Raw genomic sequence first — 12,363 nt, forward strand, 5'->3', positions numbered from 1 at the left:
CGCTCGTCGGTCAGGTCAGCGCGCGCCACAGCAGGTAGAGACCGATGGTGGTGCCGAACACCACGATGATCGTCTTCAACACCACCTGCGGAAGCCGGCGGGCCAGCCGCGCACCCGCGTACCCGCCGAACAGGGTGGCCGGCGCGACCACCGCGACGGCCGCCCAGTTCACCGGGCCGAACAGGGCGAACACCACGAGCGTGGTGAGGCCCACCACTGCGGAGAGCAGGTTCTTCACCGCCGACACCCGGGCCAGCGTCGCGTCGAGCACCAGCGCCAACCCGGCCACCAGCATCACCCCGAGGGCCGCGCCGAAGTAGCCTCCGTACACAGTGCCGAGCGCGACCATGGTCTGCACCGTGACGGTACGGCGGCGCGCGCCCAGCCGTTCCGGATGGCCGACCAGCCGGCGCAGCGGACCCTGGAACGCGAGTACGGCGGTCGCGCCCAGCACCAGGAACGGCACCACCAGCTCGAACGCCCGCGCGGGAGTGGCCAGCAGCAGCACGCACCCGGCGATCGTGCCGACCACTGCGGTGGGCAGCAGCGACCACAGCTCCCGCCCGCGCGGCAGGTCCACCCGGCTGCCCGCCACGCTCGCCACGTACCCCGGGAAGACCGACACCGAGTTCGAGACGTTCGCTGCCACCGGCGGCAGGCCGGTGGCGATCATCGCTGGGAACGTGATCAGCGACCCGCCGCCGGCCACCGCGTTGACTGTGCCCGCGGCGAGGCCGGCGGCGATCAGGAGCGCGGCGTCGGAGAGATCCATGATCCCCCGAGGCTAGTCCGTCCGGTTCCCGGGCCGGTGGGCCGGTGGGTTCCGCGCCAGTGGGTTCCGCGCCAGTGGGTTCCGCGCCAGCTCGGGGAAGTGGCTGTATCGAGGGTCGGTTGATGCCGCCACCTCCCCGAAGTGGCGGGCGCGCACTCGCGGGCCGGGGTGGAAATGGACGCGGCGGGTGCGTCGTTAGGATGAGGGCGCGACGGACGAGTCGACCGGGCGGTCGCGTCGACGGGCTCCGGCCCGTCGCCGAGGAACGTCCGGACTCCACAGGGCAGGGTGGTTGCTAACGGCAACCCGGGGTGACCCGCGGGACAGTGCCACAGAAAACAGACCGCCGGCCCGTAACGGGACGGTAAGGGTGAAACGGTGGGGTAAGAGCCCACCAGCACCCCGGGTGACCGGGGTGGCTCGGTAAACCCCACCCGGAGCAAGGCCAAGAAAGGGCCGTCACCGCAAGATGACGACCCGCGCAGACGCTCGAGGGCTGCCCGCCCGATGTCTGCGGGTAGGCCGCTGGAGCCTGCCGGCAACGGCAGGCCGAGATGGATGGCCGCCGCCGGTGCGCCTACGGGCGTGCCGGTCACAGAATCCGGCGTACAGGTCGACTCGTCCGTCGCCCACCAGCTCAGAGCCGTGATCAAGGCTTTGAGCTGGTTCTATGTTCGGGCGTCGATGGTCGTTCTTGGTCATTGCTAGGTGGTGTTTGACGGCCCGGTGACGGCCCAGACGGCCCAGAGACGGCCCAGGATTCCTTGACTCTCGGATCAGTTGGACCCGTCTGCGGTGGCCTGCTGAGGGCTCGGTGGCGGCCTGGTCCTCGTCGACGGCGGACGGCGTGCGGGATGCGGCCGGGCACGTTCTGGCGGTCGAGCTGCTGGCGTGACCTGGATACCCGATGGCAAGCCAGTCCCGGGGTTGGACTGGTGCGGCAGCCGGAAGCCCCGACCACGCGTTCAGGTCGACCCGCCGGCTTCCGTACCGCCCTGCGGCGGCACAGTCAGCGCAGATAGGCCCGTTCATCGATGCTCTCGTGTGGTTCGGTCAGGAAGACATCGATGGGTACGGGGCCGTGGGCGATGTTCAGCGTGTCGAGGCGGTAGAGCCAATCTCCGGTGCAGTGGTGGGTGAAGCGGTAGTTGATCTGCCAGCGTAGCCATTGGCCTCGGGGGAGGCGTACGGCTGGCGGGCGGCGGTGTCGGCGGGGCATGCCCCAAGCCGTCGGGATCAGCTCGATGCGGATCTGGTCCTCGGTGTGGCGGAGTTGGACGGCGTCGCAGGAAGGTGTGCCGTGGTGCAGGGAGATGGCTGGTTGGAAGCCGTCGTGCTCGTGCATCGTGACTTCGTGGGTGAGGGGCGCATGGTGCTGCGGCAGCGTGAATGCCGTGGGCAGGGCGTTGCGGCGGGCGGCGTGGTGGCCTCCGCGTGACTGCTTGGTCCAGGAGACGCGGACCCACTGGGCGACGATGTCCACTCGGTGGATGGTTCAGGCTTCCTGGTCACCTGGCAATCCGATACCGAGCCTCCTGGGGCGGTGTCCCGGCAGCTGTCTGCGGCTTGCCGCCGGCCGGGCTTGCCGCCCCGCACCGCGCGGAGCGCGGCCTTGATCTAGTACAGAACGATTCAGCAGCCACGAGGCTTGACAGCCTCTGCAAGATTGAACGGGGCCGATCAGGTGTAGGAGCAGTTCCATGTTGTGGTTGCTAAGTGGGATTTTTTTAAGTCTCGTTGCTCCGTACCTCGCGATTCGCTGGGCGTGTTCCTGCATGATGGCGCTTCGCGTGTCGATTTCCGCTAAACTATCTCCTCGGCTTCCGTTCCTTGCATCGCAGCCCTACCGCCTTAACCCAATTCGCCCCGTGGTTAGGATTTTCCTCGGTTGGCTTTTGGTTAGGGTTAGCGCGTACCGCAGCGCATCCTCGCTAATCCACCGCTTCGACAGAGTCATTATTCGAAAGCTCAAATCGTGGCTAGCGGCTAATCAAGGCCCTCCAATGATTGCAGTTTGGGCCAACCTTGGGCGCCTTCTTTGGCTCGGCTTGATCGGTTCTTTCCTTGCGGCAATCGCTATTGGCGCCCCTTATGGGTTTGGTTATTTGCTCGTGCGGATGGCGGCTGCCGCGGATCAGCAAGACTATGTTCAGGGAATGGCGGCTAGCCTCATTACGACGGCATTTACGGCGGCGATCTTCGGCTTTTCTATCGTTACTTCTGGTGCCAGTAAGATCGCCACGTCCCCGCATTCAAGGGAGCTGAGAAGAATCTCCAAGTCGAGTGGCATGATTAGCAATAGGTCATTCTTGGAGTCTTCAATGGCACTCTACTCCTACTCGCTTCTTCGCTTAGCTCCGTTTTCTCTAACTTACTTATTCGCTACATCATTCTTGATTATTTCAACCGAGAGTAGGAGTCTCGATAGAATCAAGGCTGACCTTTTTGGGGATCTCTCTCTGCTGGTCACGGGTTGTTTTGTTGCATCGGGCGTTGTGGCGTACTTCCTGGTGGTTTCGCGTAAGGTCCGAGCGGTGCGACGCCAGATGGAGCCTACCCGGGCACTGATGGCATTGCTTGATCAAATTTCCCAACAGGACGGGGGCGAGGCGTCGTACGGTAAGTACTCGCCCATACCTGATCCATTGGGACACTGGCGTCATGGTCTGGCATTGCTTGCCCAGCAAATGCGCCTTTCTGCGACTTCCATCGCTCCTGAATTGCGCCAGTTGTTGGTGCCCCATCCATTGTCGCGTGTATTGGATGGGCTTGATGTCGCCATTCGCCGCACTTTGGTTAACCCCGTAACGCCTGACGCTGTTCCGGTGAAGGAAATTCGTAGCACCCTGGAACTCGTAGCCAGTTGTCTTGCTGAACCTAGAGATCCGGGACTTTTGCATGCGGCGGGATTGGCGGTCGAAAAGCTTGCGCCGGAAGTTGCCGGGGAAGACCTGCCGGCCTCAAGCCGGAAAGGTTGGTCGATGAATCGGCTTGTTGCGGTATTGGACCTAGTTGACGGGCCAACTAAAGCGTTCAATGCGGCCGCTGCAATGGGTGCGTTTACTCTGGCCCTATATGGCGCCATCAATGGGGGGGATTTTTCAGGATTGACTAAACTGATTAGTAAGTAGCTTTCCTGTTGGTGCTCCGGGGTGCGAGTGCTCCGAACGTGACTCTATACTCGTCGCAAACTGCGAATAGCTCGCATTGCGCAATTATGTCACTAAATCATTCGAATCTGCCTGCATTCGTCGATAGGTTCTGACAACCGATTCAATTTGCCCGCTAGCTCGATTACGCGCTGCTGCTCGACCAGCGGTGAGCCGACTTCGACAGCGAAGATTGCCGCAAGTTCAGGGTCGGCGGCGACGTGACGCTCACTTGACCCCCTGCACCGACCGCTGCGCGAACTGGCTGCTCTGCGGCGTTCAGCCGAAGAAGGCACACGCGAAGCTCAAGCCGGGCCGCTGCAAGGGCAAGGTCCACCAGCGGGACACCCTCGGCATCGGCGGCCGGCGCATCCTCATCTCCCGCGACTGGTCCGGCAAGACGCTGAGTGACCACAAGCACGACGTACGGGCCTGGGTGCGGGCGCTGCTCGGCGTCACCGTCGGACTCGATGGCGTCGACGACCAGGGCGCCACCGTCGAACCGGTCCGGCACGCGGGGAACTGGCCCGCCCGGATGATCCCGACGTGCCGGCGATGGCTCACCGGCTGCTGCGGTCGATCAGCGAACGCGCCCGCTGGCGCTCCGAACTGCTCGCCGCCAAGGACCGCGCGGCCCAGCTCCCCGAGGACACCTCGACGACGGAAGCGCACGACAAGACGGGGGAGGGGCTGTAATGGCCAAGGACGAGCTGTGGACGGCTCGGGACGTATCGGCGTACCTCCGGGTACCGCAGGAAACGCTGTACCGCTGGCGGAAGGTCAAGTACGGTCCGCCGGCGGCCCGGGTCGGCCGACACCTGCGCTACGAGCCGGAAGCGGTCCGGGCCTGGGTTCGTGAGCAGGCGGCGGCCTGATGGGGTACTTCGAGGACCGTTGGTACAAGGTGATCAAACATCCCGGCGGCCGGAGGGAACGAGTCAAGTCGGCTCTGTTCGGCAAGGGGATGCGTTACAGGGTCCGGTACATCGGTCCGGATGGCCGGGAACGTAGCCAGTCCTTCCCGGACCGGGCCAAGTGTGAGGCTGGGGCGTTCATGGTCTCGACCGAGACGGACAAGCTGCGTGGCTCCTACGTCGACCCGTCCGCCGGCCGCATCACCTTCGCCGAGTACGCCGAATCCTGGCTCCGCACCCGTTCCTTCGACGAGTCGACGCGGGAGGTCACCGAGCATCGGGTACGCAAGCACCTGCTGCCGTTCTTCGGCTCTCGGCAACTGGGGGCGATCAAGCCGGGCCACATCCGGGAGTGGGACGCGGCGTTGGTCGGCAAGCTGGCCCCTGCTACCCGGGCTGTCATCTTCGCGCACCTGCGGACCATCCTCGGCGCGGCCGTCGACGACGAACGGATCGCGAAGAACCCGTGTTCGGCAAAGTCGGTCACCGCGCCGCGACCGGTACAGCGCCGGGTGGTGCCGCTGCGCTACGACCAGGTTTCGGCAATCCGCGGTGGCCTCGCCCAGCGGTACCGGGCGATGGTTGACCTGGGCGCAGGCTGCGGTCTGCGGCAGGGCGAAATTCTGGGGCTCGTCGACGACATCGACCTTGACGCCGGTTGGGTGCACGTCTCGCGTCAGGTCAAGCTCGTCCGCTCCCGGCTCGTCTTCGGCCTGCCCAAGAACGACCGGGACCGCCGGATACCGCTGCCGGACTCCGTCGCCCTGGTGCTGCGTCAGCACATCGACGACTTCCCGCCAGTGTCGCTCACCCTGCCGTGGGAGAACCCGGCCGACGAGGAGCGGGTGACGGTGCCGCTGCTGTTCATCACCACCCGGCGCGGTGCGATCAACCGACACACCTTCGACGACAAGAGTTGGTGCCCCGCCGTACGGGCGGCCGGCATCACGCCGATCCGGGCCACCGGCATGCACGCGCTGCGCCACTTCTACGCTTCGGCGTTGCTCGACGCGGGGGAGAGCATCAAGGCACTGGCGTCGTACCTCGGCCACGCCGACCCTGGGTTCACTCTTCGCGTCTACACCCACCTGATGCCCGCCAGCGAGGAACGCACCCGGAGCGCGATCGACGACCTATTCGACACTCATGGACAGCATGCCTGAGCTGGGCGGCGGTACTTCGCCCATAGACGGCGCCGTCGTGCCGGTGCATCAGGGCATGGCCCGGCTCTTGACCGCGCCGCTTGTGTCGCGCTTTCACCGGTCCAGACGGCCTGAATCGCTTCTGCTGCAAGATAGAACAAAGCGGGCATCTCCCTCCAAGGTGCCCGCTGCAAGGCGCAGGCAGATTTTGGTGCCGGCACCATAGGCTGTCAGCCGTGACGGAGGTCAATAAAAGAGATCCCTCGTACCAGTCGGTTCCTATCGACAGGTGGGTGACACTCACGCTCGGCGCTGCCGGCGGAATAGCGATTAATCTGGCTAGCGACCGTTTCGGCTTTCCGGCACTCGCTTCCGCGCTCGTGGCGGCAGGTGCCCTGATGGCCGCCAGGTGGATCCGCCAACGCGCCCCCCGTGCCCGGTTGGCCAAGCTGGCGCAGTACGGATCGCTGGTGTTGGCCTTTCTGCTGGCGATCATCGTCTTGGTTGATTCCCGAGCGGCGACATATCTACTTATCGTGGCGGTTGGGCTGGTCATGCTTGCGGCCTTGATGACGTCTGACCCACTCGCTGCCACCTTCGTCGTCCTAGGTGTGGGTTTTGTTGGAGCGGGCGTTGCGGTAGCCGGGTACGGGGCATCGGTGATTCAGCGCAGCGTGGCCCTTGGATTAGGGGCACTTTCGATCGGATTGCTTGGCGTGGTGGCAGGTTTGGCGATCGGAGGGCTTGCGACTAAATGCACTTCGGCCCTGCTTGGAGCAAGCAGCTTCGCAATCGCAGGTATCGGCATCTTCCTGCTCGCCAATGGCTATTGGGGGTTCTCTCTGGCGGCGCTCGACGCCGGGCTTGTCGGGCTGCTTGCGGCAAATGCGATGTTGTGGTATTCGGAGTGGCTTGATTCTGGCGAGCTTGATGATGAGGAGGAATTCGTGTCAGTGCTAGACACTCTTCCTTCGGATCTGGCTGTAGTTTTTGCCATCTTTGCCGTTCCCCTTGCTGGCATCTTCAGTGCGCTGCTTGTTGGTATCGGTGTCGCTCACGCCTCTGGTTCCCCCGAGATCGGCTGGCCGCTCATCAGCATCGGAGTATTTCAGATGGCATTGCTGATCTGCGCTCCCTTGCGGCCAGCCTGGACTGGTGTCACCCTTTTGATGGGCAGCGTGGTTTCGTTGTTCGGAGCTGTAATAGCTTTCTCTGCTCGCCGAACCGTACTAACTGTCTCCCTGGTAGCGCTGGGTGTGGCGCTGGCTGGCATCGGAGCGAAACTGATCATGGTTATGCAATGGCTGAAGAGAGTTGTGGCGTGGCTCCTCTCGCCTTCTTCCCGTCCATAGCGGGACTGAGGGTTGGTGCCGGCTGCACTGGCCTCATTAAAGGTTGATCTGTGATACGGCGACAGCCGGTCACGCTTTGAGGAGGTCTTCGTTCTACGTCTGACGGCCTGGCGACGGCCTACAGTGGTTGCCGCCGGACTTCGCCCCAGGCCAGCCGGTGTTTCACACCCACAATCTGGCGTACAGGTCGACTCGTCCGTCGCCCATCAGTTCAGACGCCACATCTGTCGTCTGAACTGGTCGTCGTTTGTCAAGACTCCATATGCGTCAGACGGCCGATCACCTGGTAGGCGAGTGAGCGTCACCTGGCCGAGGGGGCGATAACACCATCTTCTGCCAGTTGCGGAACACGAAGCGGTGCACCGACTTCAACCCGACCCATAACGCCGGATAGAGCACGGCGCGGCCGAACCCGCGGACTGTCAACGTCGTGGTCCGGGTGACCTGCGTGCCATGACCAGCAGGGGCCATCTCGAATAGATCCCCGAGATAGTCAACGTAGCGGTGGAAACCAAGATCCGTCGACTCCATGTGGAACGCCAGCCGGGCTGGTGGCTCCCATACGGTGATCCGCTGCCGCACCACCCCTTGCTCCGAGACACACTGCCGGGCCGCGTCTACCTCGCCTGGGCCATCGGGCAACCGGCACATCGTCGGTCGAGGCGTACCCAGGTAGAACACCGGGCACCGGGGCTGCAGCTCAAGGCGTGAGTCGCAGAGTGCTGGCCACAGCACCTCAGGCGGGTGGGGGATCGCCCAGCGCGTACGCACGATCACGCCTCCGACGGTAGTCCCACCGTCAACGGTGCAAGAGCGTCCAGCCGGACGTGTCACCCACGTTCCGAGACTGCTCTGTCATGCAGGTCCTGAGAACCGACATCGTCGGCAGCCGGCCTTTCCTCCGCCGACTGATGCGCGACAGTCTTCCGCCACCTGATGTGCGACACCTGACCTCGCGGATCGCGTATGACCCCGCATCACTCAGGCGTCGACTGGTGGTGGTACCTCCGGTCAGTGTCGGAGGATCTGCAGTTCGTCTCCCCAGCCTTCGATGGTGGGGGTCAGCACGGGCACGGGACGCTCGTCGTCAAAGGTCGCGCAGAGGTTCTCGACCCGCTTGAAGGTTGCCCGTATGGCGGCCGGATCGCCGTCGAGGGTGGCCTGTAGCAATGACAGGAGTTCGCGTGCATCCCACTCAGGCACGGGGTGTTCGCGGAGTTCCCAAGGCAGATACTTGTGATAGGGACGCACCCGTCCGGCCAGCGAAAAGATGACGTCCAGCAGCCAGGGCACTGATTCGGCAGCATCGAGGCGGCGTTCCAATTCGCGTCCGTCGCGGTCGCTCTTGAGGGCCCGGTAGGCATAGTTCAGCCACCCGTCCAGGCGGTCATGCTCGACGAGAATCGTCTCTGCCTCGTCGGGCGTCACCGTGGCCAACCGGTGAAGGGCGGAGGACAGCCGGCCTTGTGTGCGGTCGAGGAGGATCGGGGCCCACGCGAACGACCAGCGGAACCACCAGCCTCCGCTCCCGAATGGGGGTACCTCTTCCAACTGGGAGACCGGAACCGGGATCTCGTCGAGGTCAGGGGATCGGGTCGTCTTGCGCTCGCCCATGCCCTGGTCGGTGAGAACGACGTACACGTCCAGGTCTGAGCGGTCCGTGGCAAGCCCTCGGCCTACCGAACCGGAGAGGACCAGGCCCACCAAGTCCTCGCCGTGATCCGTATCGTTCCGGTCCGCAAGCTCTGTCAGCACTTCCAGGCGCTGGGGCGAGAGACCCGGTGGAAGGTTGAGACCGTCGGGTGCTTTGGTCACGCGCAGCACCCTTCCCTCACCGAGCCGGTTGCAGCAAGCAAGTTTCTCGAACGGCGCTCCGGCCTGGCAGGACGTTCCAACGTTGAGCCAGGTGAGTCTGGTTCGACGCCAAAGCGTGTCGACTTGCCGTCACGGGGGCAGGCATCGTGCCGTCGAGGACGACCGGCATGCACGCGCTGCGGCACTTCCGCGCCTCGGCGCTGCTCGATGCCGGGGAGAGCATCAAGGCCCTCGCCTCCTACCTCGGGCACTCCGGGTGTCGATGGTCATTGGATGATCCCGGCGACGTGCGGCCGGTTGGGCTGGGACGACGCCGCGCGAAGGTGCCGTCCGTACCGGTCACCCGCTACCGGAATTCGTGGATGACCTCGATCGAACCGACGATGTGCGCGTTGAACTCGTCGAGTTCCTCGGCTGCAACCCACAGCATCGGAGCGGCGGATCCGCCGAAGGACCGTGTCGAGTAGCGGCCCAGGAAGCCTGTCTCGACGTGGAAGCGGGCCACGTAGCGCACGGATCCGAACAGGTTCCAGTCTTGGGCAGCTCTGATGGCGAAGTCCTCGTCGAGCATCGGGAAGAAGTGAGTGTGCTCCGGCGAGAGTGGCGGCCACCTGCGACCTCCTGCCTCGCGGACGAGACCGAGTTCCTGCTGTCCCAGGGGGCGCCACAGCACTGTCGTTACGTCGCTGCTCACGTCGCCCCCGCTGCCGCGGTCGGTCGCGATGCCGGACAGTCCCGCCGGATCGAACATTCGCCGCACCTCGTGCCCGTTGAGTGTGAGGTTTGCAGATGACTGCGCCGCGTGGAGGAGCGGAACTGAGCGCCTGACGGAGACTTCCGGATCTTGCCATGACCACCGACCACTGTCAGGCTTCGAAGATGACCTCGCTCCGGCTGATCGAGACCACTCCCGGACAGTATTCGCTGCTGCTGGATGCCGGGACCACTCCAGTCGACGGTGTGATCGGGGAGCTTGGTCACGAGCCCAACGGGTACTTCTGGGCAGGCGTCGCGGAGGTCCTCGTCCGCACCGGGGCCCCGGCGCTCGAAGGTCGATTCGCCTATGACCCTGAGGCCGGCATGTTCTGCGCCTACGGCACCGATCGAGGCGCGCTGCAAGAACTGGAGGCCTTGATGAACGCGGTCGCCACCGACGGTGAACGCATGCGGCGGCTGGTCAACGACGCCGCAGCGCGCGGGTTCGAGTTCGACGACTGACAGCTGACGCGGCGGGGAGGAGAGGCGATGGCGGACGTGGCGGTCGAAGTGCCCTCGCCCCTGCGTAAGTGCATCGCCTTCTGCGAGGTCGAGTGCGTTGTCGGGTGCTGCGGGATCGATGCCGTCTCCACGGACCCCGACCTGATCGAGGACTGGTGCCACCAGGTGGGCTCGGCCGCGGTGATCGAAGCCCGGCTTCAACTCATCGAGCTGATCGAGGTGGTCGAGGACCGCTCCCGTTGCGTCACGTCGGACTTCTTGAACCACCGCACGCATGACGAGGCCGCGCGGCGCGAGTTGCTGGATTTCCTGCACGCGCTCGACGCGGGACTGGCGGCCGGCGACGCGTCCGTGGGCGGCGCTGACACCTAGCGAGCCGGTGGCCGGTCCGGGAGCGACCGGGCGCTCCGGGGCGATCAGGACTTGCGATGATCCGGTGATGACCTCCTACGTGTCCCACACCACCGTGGACTGTGCCGACGCCTACGCCCTGTCCCGCTGGTGGGCATCGGTCCTCGACTACCGCGAGGACCCGGACGACCCGAACGAGCCGGGCCACGAGGAGTGCATGATCTACTCGCGGGACGGGCGGCACCGCCTGCTGTTCATCGAGGTGCCGGACGCGAAGCAGGTCAAGAACCGCATCCACCTCGACCTGCGCCCCGTCGAGGGGACGCGCGACGAGGAACTGGCCCGGCTGACCGGGCTGGGTGCGGCAGTGGTGGCCGACCGGCGTGAGAGCGACGGCACCGGCTGGGTGGTGCTCGCCGACCCGGAGGGCAACGAGTTCTGCATCCTCCGCAGCGACGCCGAGGTAGCCGCTACTCGCTCGTGACAGCGACCGAACGGCCGCCCCAGCTCCAAGATCGGCGGGCGCGGGCCGCGAGCGCGGGCCGCGAGCGCGGGCCACGAGGGCGCGCGGCGGGGACGGCGCGGGGTGTGAGGGCCGGTGTGGGACGCTGCGGTGGTGATCGAGCTTGCGGACATCCAGGCGGCCGCCGACCGGATCGCCGATGTCGTCGTGCACACCCCGACTCTGCCCAGCCCGGGACTGACCGAGCTGCTCGGCGTACCGGTCACCGCCAAGCTGGAGCTGCTGCAACGTACCGGCTCGTTCAAGGCCCGTGGTGCGGCGGCGAAGCTGCTTGCGCTCGACGACGCGGAGCGGGCGGCCGGGGTGGTAGCGGTCAGCGGCGGCAACCACGGCATCGCGGTCGCGGTGATGGCGGGTGCCCTCGGGGTGGCGGCGACAGTGGTCATGCCGCGCAGCGCGCCCGCCCGTGCGGTCGAGGTGGCCCGTGCGGCCGGGGCGGACGTGCGGCTGACCGAGGACATGGCCGGCGCCTTCGCGCTGATGAACCGGCTGCGGGACGAGGGCGTGACGCTGCTGCACCCGTTCGACGACCCGATCGTGCTCGCCGGGCAGGGCACTGTCGGGCTGGAACTGGCCGACGACGCCGGTGAGCTGACCGACGTGCTGGTCAGCATCGGCGGCGGCGCGCTGATCTCGGGTGTGGCGGCGGCGCTGCGGGCGCGCCGGCCGGGGGTACGCGTCTGGGGCGTGGAGACCGAGGGCGCGCAGGCGATGTCGCAGGCGATCGCGAAGGGCGGCCCGGTCGAGGTGCCGCTGTCGTCGATCGTCACCACGCTCAGCGCGCCGAGCGTCTCGCAGCTCACCTACGACCATGTGACGGCGCTGGTCAGCGACGTTCTCGTGGTCTCCGACGCCGAGGCGGTGCGCGGCACGCTGGAGTTGGCCGAGCACGCCAAGGTGTGGGCCGAGCCCGCCGCCGGGTGCCTGCTGCCCGCCGCCCGCCGCGTGATCGAGCGGGTGGGGGATGACGCCCGGCTGGGCCTGGTGGTCTGCGGCGGCAACGCCACTGTCGCCGACGTGACCACGTGGGCCGGCCGTTTCGGCCTCTGACCCGCAGCGCCCACCGCGCACCACGCGACCGCCGCGCCGAGCGCGCCGCCGCACAAGGCGCGCGACCTCCGCGCCAC

13 protein-coding genes, 1 other RNA gene and 1 pseudogene are annotated in these 12,363 nt (G+C 65.8%); 10 read left to right on the top strand and 5 right to left on the bottom strand.

Going from position 1 to position 12,363, the window contains the following annotated elements; translation table 11 throughout:
- Positions 1 to 10: 10 nt before the first annotated feature.
- Positions 11 to 772: a sulfite exporter TauE/SafE family protein gene (locus IRY44_RS15365; RefSeq protein WP_194801087.1), complete on the bottom strand. Its 762-nt coding sequence runs from the start codon at positions 770 to 772 to the stop codon at positions 11 to 13.
- 216 nt (positions 773 to 988) lie between these two features.
- Between IRY44_RS15365 and rnpB the strand changes: the two genes are divergently transcribed.
- Positions 989 to 1,397, top strand: an RNA gene (gene rnpB, locus IRY44_RS15370) — RNase P RNA component class A.
- Positions 1,398 to 1,781: 384 nt separating this feature from the next.
- On the opposite strand, the gene IRY44_RS15375 is transcribed toward rnpB, so the two are convergent.
- Positions 1,782 to 2,255, bottom strand: a complete 474-nt coding sequence (locus tag IRY44_RS15375; protein ID WP_194801088.1) for a hypothetical protein — start codon at positions 2,253 to 2,255, stop codon at positions 1,782 to 1,784.
- Positions 2,256 to 2,640: 385 nt separating this feature from the next.
- Here IRY44_RS15375 and IRY44_RS15380 point away from each other — a divergent pair, with 385 nt between their 5' ends.
- From IRY44_RS15380 to IRY44_RS15400, 5 genes and pseudogenes are all read left to right on the top strand, one after another.
- The gene (locus IRY44_RS15380) at positions 2,641 to 3,903 is read left to right on the top strand and encodes a hypothetical protein (protein ID WP_194801089.1); all 1,263 of its coding nucleotides are present in this window, start codon (positions 2,641 to 2,643) and stop codon (positions 3,901 to 3,903) included.
- A 238-nt stretch (positions 3,904 to 4,141) separates the two neighbouring features.
- Positions 4,142 to 4,617, top strand: a pseudogene (locus IRY44_RS15385) (replication initiator); the annotation flags it as partial.
- Positions 4,617 to 4,796, top strand: coding sequence for an AlpA family transcriptional regulator (locus IRY44_RS15390; protein ID WP_194801090.1), 180 nt, complete (start codon positions 4,617 to 4,619; stop codon positions 4,794 to 4,796). The pseudogene IRY44_RS15385 and the gene IRY44_RS15390, both read left to right, overlap by 1 nt.
- Complete coding sequence (locus tag IRY44_RS15395) at positions 4,796 to 5,998, top strand: site-specific integrase (RefSeq protein WP_194801091.1); 1,203 nt, start codon at positions 4,796 to 4,798, stop codon at positions 5,996 to 5,998. The genes IRY44_RS15390 and IRY44_RS15395 overlap by 1 nt, the downstream gene beginning before the upstream one ends.
- Before the next feature lie 215 nt (positions 5,999 to 6,213).
- Positions 6,214 to 7,329, top strand: coding sequence for a hypothetical protein (locus IRY44_RS15400; protein ID WP_194801092.1), 1,116 nt, complete (start codon positions 6,214 to 6,216; stop codon positions 7,327 to 7,329).
- A gap of 279 nt (positions 7,330 to 7,608) precedes the next feature.
- Here the strand turns inward: IRY44_RS15400 and IRY44_RS31285 are convergent, their stop codons facing one another.
- From IRY44_RS31285 to IRY44_RS15415, 3 genes are all read right to left on the bottom strand, one after another.
- A complete protein-coding gene (locus tag IRY44_RS31285) occupies positions 7,609 to 8,163 on the bottom strand; it encodes an SRPBCC family protein (protein ID WP_370584950.1) in 555 nt (184 codons plus the stop codon).
- A gap of 177 nt (positions 8,164 to 8,340) precedes the next feature.
- Complete coding sequence (locus IRY44_RS15410) at positions 8,341 to 9,144, bottom strand: hypothetical protein (RefSeq protein WP_194801094.1); 804 nt, start codon at positions 9,142 to 9,144, stop codon at positions 8,341 to 8,343.
- A 346-nt stretch (positions 9,145 to 9,490) separates the two neighbouring features.
- Positions 9,491 to 9,895 carry an ADP-ribosylation/crystallin J1 gene (locus tag IRY44_RS15415; RefSeq protein WP_228532176.1) on the bottom strand — a complete coding sequence of 135 codons (405 nt, stop codon included), beginning with the start codon at positions 9,893 to 9,895 and terminating at the stop codon, positions 9,491 to 9,493.
- 98 nt (positions 9,896 to 9,993) lie between these two features.
- Between IRY44_RS15415 and IRY44_RS15420 the strand changes: the two genes are divergently transcribed.
- From IRY44_RS15420 to IRY44_RS15435, 4 genes are all read left to right on the top strand, one after another.
- Positions 9,994 to 10,362 carry an immunity 51 family protein gene (locus tag IRY44_RS15420; RefSeq protein ID WP_228532177.1) on the top strand — a complete coding sequence of 123 codons (369 nt, stop codon included), beginning with the start codon at positions 9,994 to 9,996 and terminating at the stop codon, positions 10,360 to 10,362.
- A gap of 27 nt (positions 10,363 to 10,389) precedes the next feature.
- Complete coding sequence (locus tag IRY44_RS15425) at positions 10,390 to 10,734, top strand: DUF6331 family protein (protein WP_194801095.1); 345 nt, start codon at positions 10,390 to 10,392, stop codon at positions 10,732 to 10,734.
- A gap of 67 nt (positions 10,735 to 10,801) precedes the next feature.
- A complete protein-coding gene (locus IRY44_RS15430) occupies positions 10,802 to 11,197 on the top strand; it encodes a VOC family protein (RefSeq protein ID WP_194801096.1) in 396 nt (131 codons plus the stop codon).
- 132 nt (positions 11,198 to 11,329) lie between these two features.
- Entirely contained in the window at positions 11,330 to 12,286 is a 957-nt protein-coding gene (locus IRY44_RS15435; RefSeq protein ID WP_194801097.1) for a threonine/serine dehydratase, read from the top strand.
- Positions 12,287 to 12,363 lie beyond the last annotated feature (77 nt).

Source organism: Micromonospora sp. ANENR4 (assembly GCF_015354395.1).
In the GTDB taxonomy this organism is placed as follows: domain Bacteria; phylum Actinomycetota; class Actinomycetes; order Mycobacteriales; family Micromonosporaceae; genus Micromonospora; species Micromonospora aurantiaca.